This window comes from Pseudomonas sp. CMR5c (assembly GCF_003850545.1).
Classification (GTDB): Bacteria; Pseudomonadota; Gammaproteobacteria; order Pseudomonadales; family Pseudomonadaceae; genus Aquipseudomonas; species Aquipseudomonas piscis.
This window is the reverse complement of sequence record NZ_CP027705.1, coordinates 624,395-645,408: the sequence shown is the minus strand read 5'-3', so window position 1 is coordinate 645,408 and position 21,014 is coordinate 624,395. Positions and strand designations below refer to the sequence as shown.

At 62.0% G+C, this 21,014-nt stretch carries 17 protein-coding genes and 2 tRNA genes; 5 read left to right on the top strand and 14 right to left on the bottom strand.

What is annotated here, in order from left to right; translation table 11 throughout:
* Window positions 1-36: 36 nt before the first annotated feature.
* Window positions 37-483 carry an azurin gene (gene azu / locus C4K40_RS02920; RefSeq protein WP_022641902.1) on the bottom strand — a complete coding sequence of 149 codons (447 nt, stop codon included), beginning with the start codon at window positions 481-483 and terminating at the stop codon, window positions 37-39.
* Between the two features lie 350 nt (window positions 484-833).
* On the opposite strand from azu, the gene C4K40_RS02915 reads away from it, so the two are divergent.
* Window positions 834-1,427 carry a TIGR00730 family Rossman fold protein gene (locus C4K40_RS02915; protein ID WP_053132328.1) on the top strand — a complete coding sequence of 198 codons (594 nt, stop codon included), beginning with the start codon at window positions 834-836 and terminating at the stop codon, window positions 1,425-1,427.
* Window positions 1,428-1,457: 30 nt separating this feature from the next.
* Here the strand turns inward: C4K40_RS02915 and C4K40_RS02910 are convergent, their stop codons facing one another.
* The 10 genes from C4K40_RS02910 to rnr form a co-directional block, all read right to left on the bottom strand.
* Complete coding sequence (locus C4K40_RS02910) at window positions 1,458-1,919, bottom strand: hypothetical protein (RefSeq protein ID WP_053132330.1); 462 nt, start codon at window positions 1,917-1,919, stop codon at window positions 1,458-1,460.
* Window positions 1,916-2,848, bottom strand: a complete 933-nt coding sequence (locus C4K40_RS02905; protein WP_053132331.1) for an NAD synthetase — start codon at window positions 2,846-2,848, stop codon at window positions 1,916-1,918. The genes C4K40_RS02910 and C4K40_RS02905 overlap by 4 nt, the downstream gene beginning before the upstream one ends.
* A gap of 178 nt (window positions 2,849-3,026) precedes the next feature.
* The gene (locus tag C4K40_RS02900; RefSeq protein ID WP_053132333.1) at window positions 3,027-5,324 is read right to left on the bottom strand and encodes a YgiQ family radical SAM protein; all 2,298 of its coding nucleotides are present in this window, start codon (window positions 5,322-5,324) and stop codon (window positions 3,027-3,029) included.
* 181 nt (window positions 5,325-5,505) lie between these two features.
* Window positions 5,506-6,903, bottom strand: a complete 1,398-nt coding sequence (dnaB, locus tag C4K40_RS02895; RefSeq protein WP_053132335.1) for a replicative DNA helicase — start codon at window positions 6,901-6,903, stop codon at window positions 5,506-5,508.
* Between the two features lie 124 nt (window positions 6,904-7,027).
* Complete coding sequence (gene rplI / locus C4K40_RS02890) at window positions 7,028-7,474, bottom strand: 50S ribosomal protein L9 (protein ID WP_007921484.1); 447 nt, start codon at window positions 7,472-7,474, stop codon at window positions 7,028-7,030.
* A 21-nt stretch (window positions 7,475-7,495) separates the two neighbouring features.
* Window positions 7,496-8,395 (bottom strand): hypothetical protein, encoded by a 900-nt coding sequence (locus C4K40_RS02885; protein ID WP_031320687.1) that lies wholly within the window; start codon window positions 8,393-8,395, stop codon window positions 7,496-7,498.
* 36 nt (window positions 8,396-8,431) lie between these two features.
* A complete protein-coding gene (gene rpsR / locus C4K40_RS02880) occupies window positions 8,432-8,662 on the bottom strand; it encodes a 30S ribosomal protein S18 (RefSeq protein ID WP_002551829.1) in 231 nt (76 codons plus the stop codon).
* Between the two features lie 28 nt (window positions 8,663-8,690).
* Window positions 8,691-9,116 carry a 30S ribosomal protein S6 gene (gene rpsF, locus C4K40_RS02875; protein ID WP_022641809.1) on the bottom strand — a complete coding sequence of 142 codons (426 nt, stop codon included), beginning with the start codon at window positions 9,114-9,116 and terminating at the stop codon, window positions 8,691-8,693.
* Between the two features lie 252 nt (window positions 9,117-9,368).
* Window positions 9,369-10,124: a 23S rRNA (guanosine(2251)-2'-O)-methyltransferase RlmB gene (gene rlmB, locus C4K40_RS02870; RefSeq protein WP_053132337.1), complete on the bottom strand. Its 756-nt coding sequence runs from the start codon at window positions 10,122-10,124 to the stop codon at window positions 9,369-9,371.
* Complete coding sequence (rnr, locus tag C4K40_RS02865) at window positions 10,121-12,727, bottom strand: ribonuclease R (protein WP_053132339.1); 2,607 nt, start codon at window positions 12,725-12,727, stop codon at window positions 10,121-10,123. Before rnr ends, rlmB begins: the two co-directional genes overlap by 4 nt.
* Before the next feature lie 225 nt (window positions 12,728-12,952).
* Here rnr and C4K40_RS02860 point away from each other — a divergent pair.
* The 4 genes from C4K40_RS02860 (at window position 12,953) to C4K40_RS02845 (ending at window position 16,076) form a co-directional block, all read left to right on the top strand.
* Window positions 12,953-13,039: transfer RNA gene (locus C4K40_RS02860), tRNA-Leu, on the top strand.
* Between the two features lie 183 nt (window positions 13,040-13,222).
* A tRNA-Leu gene (locus tag C4K40_RS02855) sits at window positions 13,223-13,309 on the top strand.
* A 182-nt stretch (window positions 13,310-13,491) separates the two neighbouring features.
* A complete protein-coding gene (locus tag C4K40_RS02850) occupies window positions 13,492-14,517 on the top strand; it encodes an extracellular solute-binding protein (protein ID WP_053132342.1) in 1,026 nt (341 codons plus the stop codon).
* Window positions 14,517-16,076, top strand: a complete 1,560-nt coding sequence (locus C4K40_RS02845) for an iron ABC transporter permease (RefSeq protein ID WP_053132346.1) — start codon at window positions 14,517-14,519, stop codon at window positions 16,074-16,076. The genes C4K40_RS02850 and C4K40_RS02845 overlap by 1 nt, the downstream gene beginning before the upstream one ends.
* Window positions 16,077-16,126: 50 nt before the next feature.
* On the opposite strand, the gene C4K40_RS02840 is transcribed toward C4K40_RS02845, so the two are convergent.
* The 3 genes from C4K40_RS02840 to C4K40_RS02830 all read right to left on the bottom strand — a co-directional run bounded on the left by C4K40_RS02840 (window position 16,127) and on the right by C4K40_RS02830 (window position 20,735).
* Window positions 16,127-18,061, bottom strand: coding sequence for a methyl-accepting chemotaxis protein (locus tag C4K40_RS02840; protein ID WP_031320654.1), 1,935 nt, complete (start codon window positions 18,059-18,061; stop codon window positions 16,127-16,129).
* 139 nt (window positions 18,062-18,200) lie between these two features.
* Window positions 18,201-19,493: an adenylosuccinate synthase gene (locus C4K40_RS02835; RefSeq protein WP_022641569.1), complete on the bottom strand. Its 1,293-nt coding sequence runs from the start codon at window positions 19,491-19,493 to the stop codon at window positions 18,201-18,203.
* 54 nt (window positions 19,494-19,547) lie between these two features.
* On the bottom strand, window positions 19,548-20,735 hold the full coding sequence (locus tag C4K40_RS02830; protein ID WP_022641568.1) for an ATP phosphoribosyltransferase regulatory subunit: 1,188 nt from the start codon (window positions 20,733-20,735) through the stop codon (window positions 19,548-19,550).
* Window positions 20,736-21,014 lie beyond the last annotated feature (279 nt).

Below are 21,014 nucleotides of genomic sequence, written 5' to 3'. Positions count from 1 at the left end.
CCCCTAGGGGCGCTTTTTCGTTGCAGCCGGGCCTGATTACTTCAGGATCACGGCGCCTTTCATCATCGAGTTGTGGCCTGGGAACGAGCAGAAGAACTGATAGCTCTCACCAGCGGTCAGCTTGGACACGTCGAAGGTCACCGAATCTTTTTCACCGGCACCGATGATCTTGGTGTGGGCGATGACGCGGGTGTCGCCTTCCTTCAGGTAGTTCTTGTCGATGCCAGCGGCCATGCCGTCGGCAGCGATGCCAGCCATGTCTGCGGTCTTGCTCAGTACCCAGTTATGACCCATGACGTTCTTCGGCAGGCTGCCGGAGTGGCCCAGGTTCACGGTGAAGGTCTTGCAGCTCTTGTCGATGGTGATTTCCTTGGTGCTGAAGGACATCTGGTCGGTAGAGTCGACGTCGATCTTGCACTCGGCGGCCATCAGTTGGCTGCTGGCCAGTGTCAACAGGGATGCTGCAACGAGTTTGGCAAACATGGTGAATCTCCAAGGCAGGGTTAACAAAATCCATCTGAATCCATGGGAGCCAAGACTGCCTGAATTTCTCGCTACTGCCTATGATTTGCATCAAGAAACTGTATACAACTCTCTGCTATCAGGCCGATCGAAACAATCAAGCAGCCAGCCCCGGGAGCTGTCCCTAGAATCACCGCCACCACCCCACCGGAGCCTGGATCATGTCGTTCAACAGCCTGTTTCGCAGCTTGCTCGCCGCCTACGCCTGTGGTGCCAGTGGCACCCACGAGACCCCGCAACGCGACGTTTAATGCTTGGACTCGACTCATCGAGCCTTTACCCTGAGGCGATCTTTGAGCTGGGAGCAAGACATGTCGTTAACTTCAGTCTGTGTATTTTGTGGCGCCAGCGCCGGCGCCGGCGCCAATCCTGCCTACCGTGAAGCCGCCCAGGCCATGGGCCGGGCCATCGCCGAACGCAACCTGACCCTGGTCTACGGCGGTGGCGCGGTGGGCCTGATGGGCATCGTCGCCGATGCGGCCATGGCCGCTGGCGGGGAAGTCGTGGGCATCATTCCGCAAAGCCTGAAAGACATCGAGATCGGCCATAACGGCCTGACCCGCCTGGAAGTGGTGGATGGCATGCATGCGCGCAAGGCACGCATGGCCGAACTCAGCGATGCCTTCATCGCCCTGCCCGGGGGCCTTGGCACCCTGGAAGAACTGTTCGAAGTCTGGACCTGGGGCCAGCTGGGTTACCACCGCAAGCCCCTGGGGCTGCTGGAAGTGAACGGCTTCTACGAAAAACTCGGAGGTTTCCTCGACCATATCGTCGGCGAGGGGTTCGTCAGTACTGCGCACCGCCAGATGCTGCAGATCAACCAGTCGCCGGCCGGCCTGCTGGATGCCCTGAGCGCCTGGCAACCTTCGGTCTCGGCCAAGTGGGTCGATTCAAAGCCGAGCTGAACCACTCCCCCAGGCGCCCCACAGTGATTATCAGGGGCGCTTGCGCTGCGGCTTCAACGACGCCTTGAGCAGTTGCCGCTGATGGCGGATCTCCACCAGCTTTCCACGCATTTGCCGGTGACGGCGGCTGTTGAGCAAAAGTAATCCCAGCAAGGGCAGCAACAGCCCCACCAGGTAGATGCCCTGGTGGGGATGGTATTGGAACATCGGCGCCACCAGGGCCAGGCACAGGGCGAAGTAACCGGCCACCAGCCACACGCCCCAGGCAATGCCGCGCACCACCAGCAGATTGCCAACCACTAGCAACACAATCAGCACCAGCAAGCCCAGGCCCATGTAGTCGTTGCTCTGCTCTGGTGCCATGCCGCGCCAGTAGGTGACTTGCGCCAGCGACAACAGCAACGATGCGCTGAAGCAGCCCAGCAGCACCGTGAGCATGAAGGTCGGGAAATAGCGCGCCAGGAACTCGCGCATGCTGCCCCCGCCGATCATTCGTCGAACTCCTCGTAGAGCCCCACGGCCAGGGTCTTCGCCGTGCCCAGGTTGCCGGAACGAATGCTGCCGGTGGTGCTCAGGACCGCGCCCAGGGCATCTTGCATCTGCGTCAGGGTCGCGTGCCTGATCTGCGTCGTCGAATAGCGCTTGGTCAATCCTTCGGTGCGCTGCTTGAGCTTCAGCAACTTGGGGGTCAGGCTCGGATCGCGCAGGGTCAACAGCTCCTTGGTCAGCCTGGCCCGCTCCTGGCGGTTGAGGCCCTTGAGCAACTGGGTCCAGCTCTTGCCGGTATTGGCCGCCTTGCTGGCCTTGAGCAGCTTGACCGTGGTCAGCGCGGAGCCCCCCACGCCTACCAGGGAAATGCCATCCAGGATCGGCGAGACGATGGTGTACCACTCGGCATCGTCCATCCGGTCGTTGGCCGCCGGGTCCTGGATCTCGTTGATCACCCGCGCCCCGCCGATCACGCACTGGGCGGTCCCGGCCACCGCCGCCGACACCCCGAGCGCCACCATCCAGGCGCTGGCACCGGCGGTGAAGGGCACGGCGACGGTGCCGCTGAACACCACCAGCCAACCGATCACCGCGGCGGCACAGGACAGCGAGGTATTGAAGGATTCGGTAGCCAGGCGTGACTCGCGGGGGTTGTTCTTCACCTGGTCGACGAACTGCTGGGGCGCGATGTACCTCTTCGCTTCCCGCAGGACCACACGCTTGGGGGTGATGCTGCAAATCGGCCTGAACTCGCGCAGGGTAATCACGTTGAAGTCGGCATCGATGTACACCACCCCCGCCCCGGCGATCGCCGGATCGGTATCGATGGCGGCGAACAGCCGTGGCAGGTTGAGCTGGCTTTCGATCCGCTGGCGGGCGAGGACCTGGGTGATGTTGAGGTCCCTGATGACTCCGTCGATAACGCTGGCCACGAGATTCGTCCTTGGTCTGGCGGTGGAAGGTTGCCTGATGGCTTGAGGCCACCTCGGCATCACACTGAATGCAGGTCGCCAACCTTAACAAAGCACCGGGCTTTTGTTGCCCTGTACCCGTTAAAAATCCATGGGGGAGAAAGCAAGACGCCAGCTTCACAGCTGGCGTCTTGTTGTATCAGCGCGGCACCACCGGCTTGCGGGTCGGCTTCTTGCCCTTGCCCTTGGCTGCGTCGGCCCGCTCCTTGGCGGCCTGCTTGTTGCGGGCGAAGGCCGCGGCCTTGGCCTGCTCGCGCTTGTCCCAGGCGTTGCCGCCATCGCTGGCACGGGGCGGCAAGCCGGTGTGCTGGGTCAGGATCCGGGTTTCCTTGGCCACCTTGTGGCTGCCGGCCGGGGTCGAGTTCTTGCGTCGGGCACTCTGGTAGCTGTCGGTAGACGGCTGGTGCGCCGGGATCAGCTGCTGCTTGCCCGAACCGATCAGGTCACCACGGCCCATGCGCAGCAAGGCCTCGCGCAGCATCGGCCAGCCCTTGGGATCGTGATAGCGCAGGAACGCCTTGTGCAGACGGCGCTGCTCCTCGCTCTTGACGATGGTCACCGCGTCGCTCTTGTAGGTGACCTTGCGCAGCGGGTTCTTGCCCGAGTGGTACATGGCGGTGGCGCTGGCCATCGGCGACGGATAGAACGCCTGCACCTGGTCGGCGCGGAAGCCGTTGCCCTTGAGCCACAGGGCCAGGTTCATCATGTCTTCGTCAGTGGTGCCCGGGTGGGCAGCGATGAAGTACGGAATCAGGTACTGCTCCTTGCCCGCTTCCTTGGAGTACTTCTCGAACATCCGCTTGAAGCGGTCATAGGTGCCGATCCCAGGTTTCATCATCTGGTTCAGCGGACCTTCCTCGGTGTGTTCCGGGGCGATCTTCAGGTAGCCACCGACGTGGTGAGTCACCAGCTCCTTGACGTATTCCGGCGATTCCACCGCCAAGTCGTAACGCAGGCCGGAAGCGATGAGGATCTTCTTCACGCCAGGCAAGGCGCGGGCACTGCGGTACAGCTGGATCAGCGACGAGTGGTCGGTGTTCAGGTTCGGGCAGATGCCGGGGAACACGCAGGACGGCTTGCGGCACGCGGATTCGATTTCCGGGCTCTTGCAGGCGATGCGGTACATGTTGGCGGTCGGGCCGCCAAGGTCGGAAATAACTCCGGTAAAACCCGGGACCTTGTCACGAATTTCTTCGATCTCGCGAATGATCGACTCTTCGGAGCGGTTCTGGATGATCCGCCCTTCGTGCTCGGTGATGGAGCAGAAAGTGCAGCCACCAAAGCAGCCACGCATGATGTTCACCGAGAAGCGGATCATATCGTAGGCCGGGATCTTCTCCTTGCCATAGACCGGATGCGGGATGCGCTGATAAGGCATGCCGAACACGTAGTCCATTTCCTCAGTGGTCATGGGGATCGGTGGCGGGTTGAACCAGACATCCTGTTCCCCGTGCTTCTGCACCAGCGCACGGGCGTTGCCCGGGTTGGTCTCCAGGTGCAGCACGCGGTTGGCGTGGGCATAGAGCACCGGGTCGTTACGCACCTTTTCCATGGACGGCAGGCGGATCACGGTCTTTTCCCGGGTCATCTTCGGGCTGGCCAGGATCTGCACCACCTTGGCTTCGTTCGGATCCTCGACCGGGCCCTTTTCCTGCTCGATGGCGCAGGCGGCGGTGTCCTGGGTGTTAACGTAGGGGTTGATGATCTTGTCGATCTTGCCCGGACGGTCGATGCGGGTGGAGTCCACTTCGTACCAGTCCTTGGGCGTGTCACGACGGATGAACGCGGTGCCGCGCACATCGGTGATGTCTTCGATCTTCTGGCCGTAGGACAGGCGCTGGGCCACCTCGACGATGGCGCGCTCGGCGTTGCCGTAGAGCAGGATGTCGGCGCAGGCATCGATCAGGATCGAGTTGCGCACCCGGTCCTGCCAGTAGTCGTAGTGGGCGATTCGGCGCAGGGAAGCCTCGATGCCGCCGAGGATGATCGGCACATGCCTGTAGGCTTCCTTGCAGCGCTGGCTGTACACCAGACTGGCGCGGTCCGGACGCTTGCCCGCCAGGCCACCCGGGGTGTAGGCATCGTCGGAGCGAACCTTCTTGTCGGCGGTGTAGCGGTTGATCATCGAGTCCATGTTGCCCGCCGCGACACCGAAGAACAGGTTCGGCTCGCCGAGCTTCATGAAGTCGTCCTTGGACTGCCAGTTGGGCTGGGCGATGATCCCTACGCGAAAGCCCTGGGCTTCCAGCAGCCGGCCGATGATCGCCATGCCGAAGGACGGGTGATCGACATAGGCATCACCGGTGACGATGATGATGTCGCAGGAGTCCCAGCCGAGCTGATCCATCTCCTCCCTGCTCATGGGCAGGAACGGTGCTGGCCCGAAACATTCGGCCCAGTACTTTGGATAGTCGAATAACGGCTTGGCTGCTTGCATGTCGATGACCGGTGTTGGCGCAGATAAGGACGCGCTGAATGACAGGGAAATTCGCGGGCGCGGAATATAGCACAAAAAATGACCAATTCCGACTGCGCCAGTCGGAATTCATGGCCAGGACAATCCGCGGCGAAGAGACCTGCGCTCTCGCCGCATTCAACCAGTGCCGGAAGAGGCGCGGTTACTCGTCGTCGTCGAAGTTGTAGCTGCCCGGGGCCAGGTTCTCGAAGCGCGTGTACTTGCCGATGAAGGCCAGGCGGATGAAACCGATGGGACCGTTCCGCTGCTTGCCGATGATGATTTCGGCGATGCCCTTGTGCTCGGTCTCCGGGTGATACACCTCGTCCCGGTATACGAACATGATCACGTCGGCGTCCTGCTCGATCGCTCCGGATTCCCGGAGGTCGGAGTTCACCGGACGCTTGTTGGGACGCTGCTCCAGGGAGCGGTTGAGCTGGGACAGCGCCACCACCGGGCAGTTGAATTCCTTGGCCAGGGCCTTGAGGGAACGGGAGATCTCGGAAATCTCGTTGGTCCGGTTGTCGCCGCTGGAGCCCGGGATCTGCATCAGCTGCAGGTAGTCGATCATGATCAGGCCGATGTCACCGTGCTCACGCACTAGGCGCCGGGTCCGGGCCCGCATTTCCGAAGGGCTGATACCCGCGGTGTCGTCGATGAACAGCTTGCGGTCGTTGAGCAGGTTGACCGCCGAGGTCAGGCGCGGCCAGTCATCGTCTTCCAGCTGGCCGGAACGGACCTTGGTCTGGTCGATCCGGCCGAGGGAGGACAGCATACGCATGATCAGCGATTCGCCTGGCATCTCCAGGGAGTACACCAGGACGGCCTTGTCGCTACGCAGCACCGCATTCTCCACCAGGTTCATGGCGAAGGTGGTCTTACCCATGGATGGACGGCCGGCGACGATGATCAGGTCGGCCGGCTGCAGGCCACTGGTCTTCTCGTCAAGGTCGGTATAGCCGGTGGACAGGCCGGTGATGGCGTCGGACGTGTTGAACAGGGTATCGATGCGGTCGATGGCCTTGGTCAACAGTTCGTTGACACCCACCGGACCACCGGTCTTGGGCCGCGCCTCGGCGATCTGGAAGATCTGCCGCTCGGCCTCGTCGAGGATTTCCTCGGCGGTACGCCCCTCGGGGTTGAACGCGCTGTCGGCGATCTCGTTGCTGATGCCGATCAGCTGGCGCAGCGTCGCCCGCTGGCGAACGATCTGCGCATAGGCCTTGATGTTGGCGACCGACGGGGTGTTCTTCGCCAGTTCGCCCAGATAGCCGAGGCCACCGACCTGGGAGGTCTGGCCTTCCTTGTCCAGTTGCTCGGACAAGGTCACCACGTCGATGGGCAGGTTCTGGTCGGCCAGGCGGGCGATGGCGCGGAAAATCAGGCGATGGTCATGTCGATAGAAATCGCCGTCGGAGACCTGATCCAGCACACGCTCCCAGGCGTTGTTGTCCAGCATCAGACCACCGAGCACGGCCTGTTCGGCCTCGATGGAGTGCGGCGGCACCTTCAGGGCAGCGGTTTGCAGATCGTATTGCTCGGGAGCGGAAATATCGTTCATGGCCACTTGGAATTCTAGAGACGGAAATCAGGATCGGCAGAAAGACAAAGGGCACGACCTGTGAACAGGATCGTGCCCGATGTTAACCGTCAGCCACACGAGGTGCCAGACGATTTAGTACTGCTTAAGCAGCCACCACGACAACGCGTACGGTAGCTTCGACTTCAGCGTGCAGGTGCACGGCTACGTCGAACTCGCCCACGTTACGGATGGTGCCGTTCGGCAGACGAACTTCGCTCTTGGCAACTTCAACGCCAGAGGCGGTCAGTGCGTCAGCGATGTCGTGGGTGCCGATCGAACCGAACAGCTTGCCTTCGTCACCAGCGGTGGCAGTGATGGTCACTTCCAGCTCAGCCAGTTGCGCAGCGCGAGTTTCGGCAGAAGCCTTCTTCTCTGCAGCCAGTTTTTCCAGCTCGGCACGACGCGCTTCGAATGCAGCCAGGTTGGCAGCGGTAGCAGCGGTGGCTTTGCCGAAAGGCAGCAGGTAGTTACGGCCGTAACCAGCCTTAACGTTTACCTTATCGCCCAGGTTGCCCAGGTTGGCGATTTTTTCCAGCAGGATCAGTTCCATTTGGTAATAACCTCTTAACTTTTAACCTTCACCGTTCGCAGAACCGTTATCGGCGTCTTTCGGCGCCAAACGACCGCGAAAATCAATCAGGCTGTCGACAATGGCCAAGACCACGAGCAACGGATAGATCAGCTGCATGAACGGCAGCATCGTGATGTACACCCCAACCAGCCAGAACCTGGCCAGTCGCCCTTGCGCCACCAGCCCGTGGATCAGGGCCAGCCCGGCGAAGGCCAGCGGCACACTGCACATCGGCGTCAGCATGGCCAGTTGCGGTCCGAAGCTCGGCCCGACCAGCATGCACGCCAGCAGCAACATCGCTGGCCCAAGGGGGATTCTGATGGCGCGAAACTCGCGACCAAAACCACCCGGGTTATACAACACAGCTTGCCAGTAACGCCCAAGAATCAGGCTCAGCACGCTGATGGCTTGCAGCAAGGCCGCTATCAGGCCGGTCAGGATCGGGGCGATCAGCGTGGCGAGGCGCGCTCGCTCTTCCACCGAAAGCTGCTGGTAGACCTCACCCAACGCCATCGGCAGGATCTTGATCAGTTCCTGTGACAGCGCTTCGATCTGAGGGCGGAATGCCGCACCCAGGACTCCAGCGAACACCAACCCCATCGCTATGCTGACCAGCAGCACGCGGTTCCAGGATTCGCTTGCGCGTAAAACCAACGCAAGGCTCGAAGACCCCAGCAGCACCAGAAGCGCTCGTGGATCATCGAACGTCAGCCACCAGAGCAACGCTGGCAGCACTCCCAGAGCCAGGACACCAATGGCGCCCTGCAATCCGCGCCGCAGCAGCACAAGGCTTGCAGCGGCAGCACCCAACCAATACAACAACGGCAATGCCGAACAGCCAGCCACTACCAGAGTGGCCTGCACACGACCGCGCATGATGAACTCAGCTAAGGCGCGCATGCATTCAATCCCTTACTACTTGTCGACTGCCCGGTCTCAGCGGCCGTGGCTGTCGGTGTAGGCCAGCAGGGCCAGGAAGCGGGCGCGCTTGATAGCGGTGGCCAGCTGACGCTGATAACGAGCTTTGGTACCGGTGATGCGGCTTGGAACGATTTTGCCGGTCTCGGATACGTAGGCTTTCAGAGTGTTGAGATCTTTGTAATCGATCTCTTTCACGTCTTCAGCGGTGAAGCGGCAGAATTTACGACGACGGAAGAAACGTGCCATGTGATTGGCTCCTCAAAAGATCCGTGGATTACTCGTCAGCGTTATCGCTGTTGTCGCTGTCATTGCTGTCGTCGCCATCGGCGCTGTCAGCATGCTCAGGACGGTCACGACGCTCACGGCGCTCGCTGCGGTTTTCTTCGGCCTTGAGCATCTCGGATTGGCCAGTGATGGCTTCTTCGCGACGGATGACCAGGTTACGGATCACTGCATCGTTGTAACGGAAGTTGTCTTCCAGCTCAGCCAGGGCTTTACCGGTGCACTCAACGTTCAGCATCACGTAGTGAGCCTTGTGAACATTGTTGATTGCGTAGGCCAGTTGACGACGGCCCCAGTCTTCCAGACGGTGGATCTTGCCGCCGTCTTCTTCGATCAGCTTGGTGTAACGCTCAACCATGCCGCCGACTTGCTCGCTCTGATCCGGGTGGACCAGGAAGATGATTTCGTAATGACGCATGAATGCTCCTTACGGGTTGTAGCCTGCCGCCTGTAAGCGGTCAGACAAGGAGTGAATGACACTTTGTGTGTCTTGCCTGGTCGCAGGCCCCCAAGAAACGAACAAAGGGATACCTGCCGTACGGCAAGGGGCGCAATTGTAGAGAAGGGGAAACAGCGGCGCAAGGAAATTGGTGAATATTTGAACAACAACTGCAAGCCATGGGTCGCGAGCGACAGGCAATAGCACCTGCCGCCCATGACTCGCCGCTTGTTACTTGCGCGCGGCCTTGGCGCCGCGCTGGCGCATGGCCTCGAACAGGCAGACGCCTGTGGCCACGGAGACGTTGAGGCTGCTGACACTACCGGCCATCGGCAAGCGCACCAGATAGTCGCAGTGCTCGCGGGTCAGGCGGCGCATGCCCTTGCCCTCGGCACCCATGATGATGATGGTCGGCCCGGTCAGGTCCTGATCATACAGCTCCTGCTCGGCTTCGCCGGCAGTGCCGACGATCCACAGGCCACGCTGCTGGAGCTTCTCCAGGGTGCGGGCCAGGTTGGTCACCGCCACCAGTGGAATCACTTCTGCAGCGCCACAAGCGACCTTGCGCACGGTTGGCGTCAGGGTCGCCGACTTGTCCTTGGGCACCAGCACCGCCAAGGCCCCCGCAGCATCGGCGGTACGCAGGCAGGCACCGAGGTTATGCGGGTCGGTCACGCCATCGAGCACCAGCAACAGCGGTGCACCTTCAGTGCGATCCAGCAGCTCATCGAGCATGGCTTCACCCCAGACCTGGCTGGGACTGACTTCCGCCACCACGCCCTGGTGCACGCCCTCGACCCAGGCGTCCATCTCACGACGCTCGGCCTGGCCGACCGCAACCCGGTTCTGCCCCGCCAGGTCCAACAGCACCTGGACCCGGGGATCACTGCGGCCTTCGGCCAGCCAGATCTGCTTGACCCGCTTGGGATGGTGACGCAGCAATGCTTCCACGGCATGTACGCCGTAGATCTTTTCCAACTGACTCATGGCTTGGCCTTAGGTTTACGCGCCCCACCGCTCTTTGCGCCGGAGCCTGACTTGGACGGCCCCTTGCGATGCTTGGTGGGCTTGGCAGGCTTGTCGAACGCCGGCTTGCCGGACTTTCCAGCCGCGGGCTTACCGCCGGCCTTGGCCTCGGCCAGCAACGCCTTCTTCATCTCCCGGCTTTTGCGCACCTCGGCGTTTTTCGCCGCGGCATCGCTGGGACGGTAGGCATCGGAGGCCTTTTCCTTGCTGGAACTGCGCCGAGCGGGTTTGGCCGGAGCGCGCTCCTCGACCACCTTGCTCGCCGGAGCATCAGCCGCGCCGCGCTTCTTGCGGCCAACAGGGGCGCTGAAGGTTTTTTCCGCCATTTCGAAGTCGATCTTGCGATCGTCCAGGTCGACGCGCATGACCCGCACTTCCACCGTGTCGCCCAGGCGGAAGCTGCGACCCGTGCGCTCGCCCGCCAAGCGGTGGTGCACAGGGTCGAAATGATAGTAGTCCGCCGGCAGCGCGGTGACGTGCACCAGGCCCTCGACATAGATATCGGTCAGTTCGACGAACAGACCGAAACCAGTCACGGCGGTGATCACACCTGGGAAGGACTCGCCTACGCGATCCTTCATGAACTCGCACTTGAGCCAGTTCACCACGTCCCGCGTGGCTTCGTCGGCACGCCGCTCGCTCATCGAGCATTGCTCGCCGAGCTGCTCCAGGATGGCTTCGTCGTATGGATAGATACGCGCCTTGGGGATACTCGTCGCGCCAGCACGACGCACATGCGGCGTCTCCTGCCGGGAGTGGATGACGCTGCGAATGGCCCGGTGGGTCAACAGGTCCGGATAGCGACGGATCGGCGAGGTGAAGTGGGTATAGGCTTCGTAATTCAGGCCGAAGTGGCCCTGGTTATCGGCGCTGTACACCGCCTGGCTCAACGAGCGCAGCATCACGGTCTGGATCAGGTGGTAGTCCGGGCGGTCCTTGATCTTTTCCAGCAGGGCCTGGTAGTCCTTCGGCGTCGGACCTTCCTTGCCCTTGTGCAGGGTCAGGCCAAGCTCGCCGAGGAAGGCCCGAAGTTTTTCCAGGCGCTCCGGCGGCGGACCATCGTGCACCCGGTACAACGCTGGAATTTCATGCTTCTTGAGGAACTCGGCGGTGGCCACGTTGGCCGCCAGCATGCACTCCTCGATCAGCTTGTGGGCATCGTTGCGCGTAGTCGGCCGGATCTCGGCGATCTTGCGCTCGGAGCCGAAGATGATCCGGGTTTCCTGGGTCTCGAAATCGATGGCGCCACGGGTATGGCGCGCGCCCAGCAACACCTTGTACAGCGCGTAGAGCTGCTTGAGGTGCGGCACCACGTCGGCATATTCGCCGCGCAGTTGCTTGGCTTCGCCGGTCTTGGGGTGCTCGAGCATCGAGCTGACCTTGTTGTAGGTCAGGCGCGCCTTGGAGTGGATCACCGCTTCGTAGAACTGGTAGTCGGTCATTTCGCCGGACTTGGAGATGGTCATTTCACAGACCATGGCCAGGCGATCGACCTTCGGATTCAGCGAGCACAGGCCGTTGGACAACTCCTCCGGCAGCATCGGAATCACGCGCTCGGGGAAGTACACCGAGTTGCCGCGCACCTGGGCCTCGGCATCCAGGGCCGAACCGATCTTCACGTAGCTGGAGACGTCGGCGATCGCCACGTACAGCTTCCAGCCACCGCCGAACAGGCGCAGCTTGCCGGGCTTGGCTTCGCAATAGACCGCATCGTCGAAGTCCCGGGCGTCCTCGCCGTCGATGGTGACGAAGGGCAGGTCTCGCAGGTCGATGCGTTTTTCCTTGTCCTTCTCTTCTACCTCCGGCTTGAGCCGGCCGGCTTCCTTGAGCACGGCCTGGGGCCAGACATGGGGGATATCGTAGGTGCGCAGGGCGACATCGATCTCCATGCCCGGCGCCATGTAGTTGCCAACCACTTCGATTACATCGCCTTGCGGCTGGAAGCGCGGGGTTGGCCAATGGGTGATCTTCACCGCGACGAACTGGCCGATCTTGGCATTGGCATTGCGGCCCGGGGTCACCAGCACTTCCTGTTGGATCTTCGGATTGTCCGCGACCACGAAGCCGATGCCGCCTTCTTCGAAGTAGCGACCCACGATGCTTTCATGGGCGCGCGATACCACCTCGACGATCACGCCCTCACGACGACCTCGGCGATCCACGCCGGAAACCCGGGCCAGAGCCCGGTCGCCGTCGAATACCAGGCGCATTTGCGCCGGGCTCATGAACAGGTCTTCGCTGCCGTCGTCCGGCACGAGGAAGCCGAAACCGTCGCGGTGACCGCTGATGCGGCCGAGAATCAGGTCGAGCTTGTCGACCGGCGCATAGGTGCCGCGGCGGGTATAGATCAGTTGAGCGTCGCGCTCCATGGCACGCAGGCGGCGGCGCAGGGCTTCGAGCTGGTCTTCGGTGGTCAGACCGAACTCTTCCACCAACTGCTCGCGACTAGCTGGCGAACCCCGGTCAGCCAGATGCTGGAGGATGAGTTCGCGGCTAGGAATAGGGTTTTCGTATTTTTCCGCTTCACGAGCGGCCTCGGGATCGAGGGACTGCCAATCGGCCATTAGATAGATTTCACCTTGTCTATATCCCGGTTAGTTTGGCATACGCGTATTGAAACGGGAAATTTCAGGCTTGGACAAAGCTGGAAAACACCTCGTCACTCCCCTGATACATCCTTCCGTCTACCCCCGGAGCATTTTTTCAAACTTTTTTGAATCCAGGGGTTTACAGCTCAAAACAGCGTCCGTATAGTGCGCGCCATCGACGACGGAGACGTCAGCGATACTGCCCAGATGGTGAAATTGGTAGACACGCCAGCTTCAGGTGCTGGTGGCCGCAAGGCCGTGGAAGTTCGAGTCTTCTTCTGGGCACCAATTCAAGAGCTTGAGATTAGATCAATTTCAAGACTCGGACAAAAACCCGCGAAAGCGGGTTTTTGCGTTCTAAGTCCCTGATTTTATTAAGTATTTGATTTAATAAAAGCAAAACAGGGGTTTACAGATCAAAATACTGCCCGTATAGTTCGCCCCATCAACGACGGAGACGTCAGCGATACTGCCCAGATGGTGAAATTGGTAGACACGCCAGCTTCAGGTGCTGGTGGCCGCAAGGCCGTGGAAGTTCGAGTCTTCTTCTGGGCACCAATTCAAAGCTTCAGGATTTTTTCTGAAGTCTCACAAAAACCCGCGAAAGCGGGTTTTTGCGTTTCTGTCCTCCAATTTTTTCCTCTCTCCACCAGACTCGCCCTCCGCAAAGCGCACATGAGAAACGATATCGTTTATGATTGTTACAAGTTTTTGCAATGCAAGAGTGAGGAAACCTGCGAATGATGTTCAGAAATACCCTCCTACCAACATCCCTTCTGCGTGGCTTGACCATCACTTTGCTGGGATTGACCCTGGCAACCCCAATCACCCAAGCCGCTGAACCCGTTTCCCTGACCCTGTACAACGGCCAGCACAAGGAAGTCGGCGAAGCGGTCGCCAAGGCCTTCGAAGCCAAGACCGGCATCCACGTCAATGTTCGCAAGGGCAGCAGCAACCAGCTGGCCAGCCAGGTAGTCGAAGAAGGCGAGCGCTCCCCCGCCGACGTGATCTATTCCGAAGAATCCCCACCCCTGAACAAACTGGGGGAACAGGGCCTGCTGGCCCAGACCGACACCGCCACCCTGGCCGTACTGCCCAAGGAGTATGTGGCCAGCAACGGTACCTGGATCGGCATCACCGCCCGCGTCCGCGTGGTGGCCTTCAACCCCAAGCTAGTCGCTGAAAAGGACCTGCCCACATCGGTACTGGAATTCTCCCAGCCCCAATGGCAAGGCAAGATCGGCTTCGTCCCCACCAGCGGCGCTTTCCAGGAACAGGCCGTGGCGATCATCAAGCTGCACGGCATGGACGCAGCCGAAGAATGGCTGACCGGGCTACGAGCGTTCGGCAAGGTCTACAGCAACAACATGGTCGCGCTCAAGGCCGTGGAAAACGGCGAAGTGGCCGCGGTCCTGGCAAACAACTACTACTGGTTCGCCCTGCAACGGGAAAGAAGCCAACTGGACTCCAAGCTGCACTACTTCACCAATGGCGACGCCGGCGGCCTGATCACCGTCTCCAGTGCTGCGGTACTCAAGTCCAGCAAGCATCCCAAGGAAGCCCAGCAATTCCTCGCCTACATGGCCAGCGAAGAAGGCCAGCGCGTGATCACCCAGACCACCGCGGAATATCCGCTGCACAAGGGCATGGAGTCCAACCGCGGGCTCAAGCCCTTCAGCGAGCTGAACCCTCCACGGGTGACACCCGCCGACCTGGGCAATGCCGAACAGGCCCTGGAGCTGGAACGTGATGTCGGCCTGAACTGATGGGCCCTTCGTTTTCCGCAGCACGCGCCCATCGCGCACCGGGGCGCAAGCCCCCTCCTGCCTGGCTGCTACTGCCGGTCCTGCTATTGGTCTGCCTGAGCCTCCTGCCCCTGGGCTATGTGGTGCTCAAGGCCTGGCAAGCCGGCTGGGCAGAAGCCTGGCACCTGCTATGGCGCCCCTACGTATTCCGCCTGCTACGCAACACGCTGTTGTTGATGCTCGGAACAACCGGCGCCTGCGCGATCATCGGCCTGTCCCTGGCCTGGCTGCTGGAGCGCAGCGACCTGCCGGGCCGGAGGATCTGGGGCGTGGTGCTGTGCCTGCCGTTCGCCGTGCCGGCTTTCGTCAGCAGTTTCACCTGGGTATCCCTGAGCGCCAGCTTCGAAGGATTGGGCGGGGCGATCCTGGTGATGACCCTCTCCAAGTACCCGCTGGTATTCCTGCCAGTAGCCGCCACGCTGCGCAATCTCGACCCATCCCTGGAGGAGTCCGCGCGCACCCTGGGGCAGGACCGCTGGGGAGTGTTCTTCAAGATCACCCTGCCCCTGCTCTGGCCATCGCTACTGGCCGGATCGCTACTGATTGCCTTGCACATGCTGGTGGAGTTCGGCGCCCTGTCGATCATGGGCCTGCAGACCTTCACCACGGCGATCTACCAGCAATTCGAGCTGGAATTCAGCAACGCCAATGCGGCGATGCTGTCGGCCGTCCTGCTGCTGTTGTGCCTAGCCCTGCTGTGGCTGGAGCTGCGAGCCCGCGGCAAGGGCCGACACGTACGCATCGGCCAGGGAGTCGCCCGTCATGCCGAACAGGTGCGCCTGGGAGCCTGGAGCCTGCCCGGACAGCTCTATTGCCTGGCACTGGCACTGATCGGCAGCGGCGTTCCCCTGGCAATGCTGGCCTACTGGCTGGCGATAGGTTCATCGGCCGCCTTTCCCATGGCCGCCATCGGTGAAGCCCTGCTTTCATCCCTGGCGCTCTCCCTTGGCGGCGCGGCGCTGTGCCTGCTGCTGGCGGTACCGGTGGGCCTGCTGGTGGTGCGCTACAAAGGGCGACTGGCGATCTGGGCCGAACGCCTGCCTTACTTGCTGCACGCTTTGCCAGGCCTGGTGATCGCCCTGACCCTGGTGTACTTCGCCTTGCACTATGTGCCGGCGCTGTACCAGACCTCGGCGCTGCTGCTGATCGCCTACGCCTTGCTGTTCCTGCCACTGGCCCAGGCACCGATTCGCACAGCCTTGAACAAGGCAGCACCACAGCTGGAAGAGGCGGCGCGAACCCTGGGAGCTTCGTCGTTCGAGGCCTTTTGCCGGGTCACCCTGCCGATCATCTTCCCGGCACTGGGTGCGGCCTTCGCCCTGGTATTCCTGGATGCGATGAAGGAACTCACCGCGACCCTGCTACTCAGCCCCACGGGGCTGAACACCCTGGCCACCGCAGTCTGGGCCCATACCTCGAACCTGGAGTTCGCCGCAGCGGCGCCCTATGCGGTGCTGTTGATCCTGGTCTCGGGCCTGCCGGTGTACCTGCTGACGACGCGCATGTACCTGAGCCGCTGAAAGCACCCTGCCGGCCGATGGCTCGCCAGAGCCATCGGCCAGTACCGACCTCAGGCGCGAAACTGGCCCAGGCTGGCCTTGAGCTGCGCCGCCAGGCTGTCCAGCACCTTGCCGCTAGCGGTGGTTTCCACCACTGCCTGGGCCGCACGCTCGGCCTGGGCATGAATGGTCTCCACTCGCCCACGCACCGCCTGCGCGCCCTGGGCTTGTTGCGCCGCAGCCTGGGTAGCCAAGCCAATGGCAGCGTGCACCTGCTCCACCGATGACTGCACCGACTGCTGCAATCGAGCGCTGTCGCGCAGCACCAGCAAGCCTTCGCTGGCCTGGCGCCCAGCCTGGCCGATAGCCGCCACCGCTTCGCGCGCACCTTGCTGCAGAGCGCCGATATGGGCCTGGATATCGCCAGTGGAACTCTGGGTCTTGCTGGCCAAGGCCCGTACTTCGTCCGCCACTACCGCGAAACCGCGTCCGGTCTCGCCGGCCCGAGCCGCCTCGATCGCCGCATTCAGCGCCAGCAGGTTGGTCTGCTCGGCGATGCCATGGATCACCGTCAGCACCACCTCGATCTGCTCGCTTTGCTGGGCCAAGCGCTCGATCACCTTGGCCCCGGTATCCACCTGCCCGGCCAGGGCCTCGATCAAGCTACCGACCTGCTCCGAAGTCCGGGTGGTCTCATCAGTGGCCTGGCGGATCTCCACCACCTGCTGCAACGCGGCCTGCATGGCCTGGCTTTCCGCCTGGGCCTCGTCAGCCATGTGCGACAGGGCCCGCAGGCTCTCCGCCACCTCGTCGCGCTGGGCCTCGGCCGCCGCATCGGCGCCGGCATTACGCAAGCTCATCGCGCCAATCTCGACGCCAGTGCGCTGCGCCACATCACCCGCCTCACGGACGATCGGCTGCAACTTGTCGACGAAGCGATTCACCGCCGAGGCCATGTCGCCGATCTCATCGTTGCTGTTGAGTGGCACGCGCTTGGTCAGGTCGCCCTCACCGGCCGCCAGGTCATTGAGCGCGGCAATCAGCAGGTGCAGCTTGTTGACCACCCGCCGCCCCAGCACCACCGCCAGCAACAGCAGCAACGCCAGGCCTACCAAGGCCAGGCCTACGCCAATCTGCCAACGCAGGGTGGCCGCCGCCTCTTGCACGGTACTGGCAGTGTTGGCCTGCATCTCGGCCGCCGTGCCCTGGGCCGACTGCAGCCGTGAACGCATCGCCGCCGAACTGTCGGCGGAGGCCCCCTTGAGACTGTCGCCAACGAGTTGGTCGCTGCTCGCGATCAAGGCCGTGAAGCGCTGGTCCAACGCCGCGATGTCTGCCTCCACGGAAGCCGTGGATACCCCCATCAGCACCTTGCCGATCTCCACCCCATTGGGATTGATCGAGGCCTCGATGTAGTAGACCGAAGGATCGTTCTTCGCCGCATCCAGGACCTTGTCCAGAGCCCGATCGCCCTTGCCCTTCTCCAGCAGGGCGCGGTTGATGGGGTTTTCACGGTTCAGGTAGCGAGTCAGGTGCGCACCCGTGGCATCGTCATACACCACGAAGAGCACGCTAGGATTGCGCTGGGCCCGCCGCGCGAACTCGGACAAGGTTGGCACATCGTTGTCCCACATGGCCCGAGGCGCCACCGAGGCCAGCAACTGGGCCATATCGTTGGCGGAATCCTTCAGGTCTTTCTCCAGCGCGTCGCGCAGCTGTACCTGCTCCTCCTTGAGCCGCGACGACAAGCCAGCCGTAAGCCGCTGGCGAGTACTGGCGGACAGGCTCTCCAGGCTGGAGGTAACCTCCTTGCCCGCCTGCTCCAGTTCCCCCGCAAGCTTCTGGCTGTCACCGCCCAGGCGCGAAGCCAGGTTTGCCTCCAGGGCTGTCACCGTGCTCCGGGTCAGGGCAACGGCGACCAGCACTTGCACCAAAAGGGCGATACCGAGAGTAACGAATACAGGCCGTAGTAAACGGCTTTGTAACAGTGAGAGAACGGCCGACACAGGAAATCCCTCTACTTTTGACGCCATTATTCTGATGGCACTCTAGAAGTGGATTTCCCAGCAAGGGTCGTGCCGTGCGGCAGGCAGAAACGACAAAGGGCCCCATGAGGGACCCTTTGTTTGCTACATCAACAGCTTATCAAGCGAACGGATGGCGCAGGACGATGGTCTCGTTGCGGTCCGGGCCTGTCGAGATAATGTCGATCGGCGCGCCGACCAGCTCTTCGATGCGCTTGATGTAGGCCAGGGCGGCGGCCGGCAGCTCTTCCAGGGTCTTGACGCCCAGGGTCGACTCGCTCCAGCCCGGCATCTGCTCGTACACCGGCTCCAGGCCGATGTAGCTGTCGGCGTCGGTTGGCGCGTCGATGACTGCACCATCCTGGTTCTTGTAGCCAACGCAGATGTTGATGGTTTCCAGGCCGTCCAGTACGTCCAGCTTGGTCAGGCACAGGCCCGAAATGCTGTTGACGTCGATGGCGCGACGCAGGATCACGGCATCGAACCAACCGCAGCGGCGGGCACGGCCAGTGGTGGCGCCGAACTCGTGGCCACGCTTGGCCAGGAAGGCACCGACGTCATCGAACAGCTCGGTCGGGAATGGGCCCGAGCCAACACGAGTGGTGTAGGCCTTGGTGATGCCCAGGATGTAGTCGATGTACATCGGACCCACGCCAGAACCGGTGGCAATGCCGCCAGCGGTGGTGTTGGAGCTGGTGACGTACGGATAGGTACCGTGGTCGATGTCCAGCAGCGAACCCTGGGCGCCTTCGAACATGATGTCCTTGCCATCGCGACGCAGCTGATGCAGTTCGGCGGTGACGTCGAGCATCATCGGCTTGAGCTGCTCGGCGTACTCCATGCACTCGTCCAGGGTCTTCTGGAAGTCGATGGCCGGCTCTTTGTAGTAATTGACCAGGACGAAGTTGTGGTAGTCCAGCAACTCGCCCAGCTTGGCGGCGAAACGCTCGCGGTGGAACAAGTCGCCGATGCGCAGGCCGCGGCGAGCCACCTTGTCTTCGTAGGCCGGGCCGATGCCACGACCGGTGGTGCCGATCTTGGCTTCGCCGCGGGCTTTCTCGCGGGCCTGGTCCAGCGCTACGTGGTAGGACAGGATCAGCGGGCAGGACGGGCTGATGCGCAGGCGCTCGCGTACCGGTACGCCTTTTTCTTCCAGCTTGACGATTTCACGCATCAAGGCATCCGGAGCCACCACTACGCCGTTGCCGATCAGGCACTGCACGCCCTCGCGCAGCACGCCGGACGGGATCAGGTGCAGAACGGTCTTCTCACCGTCGATCACCAGGGTATGGCCGGCGTTGTGGCCACCTTGGTAGCGCACTACGGCGGCGGCATGTTCGGTCAGCAGATCAACGATCTTGCCTTTGCCCTCATCACCCCACTGGGTGCCCAGGACTACGACATTCTTACCCATAACATTTGTCCTCATTCGCGCAAACTTGGTGCCGGCGAGAGCCGGCATGAAAACTCAGGAAACCAGTGGCAATACTTGCCAAATACCATCTTGCTGAACCAATTGCCGGTCGCAGTCCGCTTCCGCGGCAGCGGCCAAGGGTTGCCCAGGCAAGGCCTGGACTACGCGCTGGCCTTCGCTGCGCAACTGGCAGACGGTCTGCCAGAGTGCTGCGTCGGTGTTGTCGGGCATCCAGATACCACCCGACGGCAATTCGATCTCGGCACGCCCCAGGGTCACCAGGGTCTTGAGGTCGGTGGAGAAACCGGTAGCCGGCCGGGCACGCCCGAAATCCGCGCCGATGTCATCGTAGCGACCGCCCTGGGCGATGGATTGACCCACGCCAGGGACGAATACCGCGAACACCACGCCAGTGTGGTAGTGGTAGCCACGCAGTTCGCCAAGATCGAAATACAGTGGCAGATCCGGGAAACGCACCGACAGACGCTCGGCAATCGTCAGCAGCTCATCCAGGGCCACCAGCACCGGAGTCGGCGCGCCGGCCAGGCGACGGCGAGCATCGCTCAGCACTTCACGGCTACCGCACAGGTCCACCAGCGAACGCAGCATCTGCGCCAGGTCCGCCGGCAGCCCTTCGGTCAGGCTGATGACTTCATCGATCGCCTTGCGCTGCAAGGCGTCGAACAATTGTTGCTCCACGGCGCCGGACAGGCCGGCAGCCTGGGCCAGGCCGCGGTAGATCCCCACGTGGCCCAGGTCCATGTGCACATCCGGCACCTCGGCCAGCTGCAGCATGGCCAACATCAGACTGATGACCTCGACGTCGCTGCTTGGGCTCGCGTCGCCGTACAACTCGGCACCCAGCTGGATCGGGCTACGGGAAGTCGACAGGGCCCGCGGCTGGGCATGCAGCACGCTGCCGGCGTAGCACAGGCGGCTCGGCCCTTCACGACGCAGGGTGTGGGCGTCGATACGCGCCACTTGTGGCGTGATGTCGGCACGGAACCCCATTTGCCGGCCCGATTGCGGATCGATGACCTTGAAGGTGCGCAGGTCCAGGTCCTGGCCGGCGCCCGTCAACAGGGATTCCAGGTATTCGATATGGGGAGTGACGACAAACTCGTAACCCCAGCTCTGAAACAGATCCAACACCTGACGACGCGCTACTTCGATGCGCGCCGCTTCCGGCGGCAATACTTCTTCGATGCCATCTGGCAGCAGCCAGCGGTCTACCGTTGCCATTACGCCATTCCCCTATGGTCCGGGCGGCAAGCCTGGGGCCAGCCTTAGAGTGAAGCAGAAAACAGTCGCATCCGACGCGAGCTCAGCCGGACAGGCAGCCAGAAATCGGCTGTACAGACCCTTTTCCTCGAAAAATCTCGCCGGACTCTTGAACGAGCCACGGCCAATCAAACATGCAGACGCAAAAAAGCCGGGAATTTCCCGGCTGCCGCATCATACACCCGTTTTCCCAAAGGATCACCCCGCGAGGCGTTTTAGCCGCCCGGCGGGGTGCCCTTG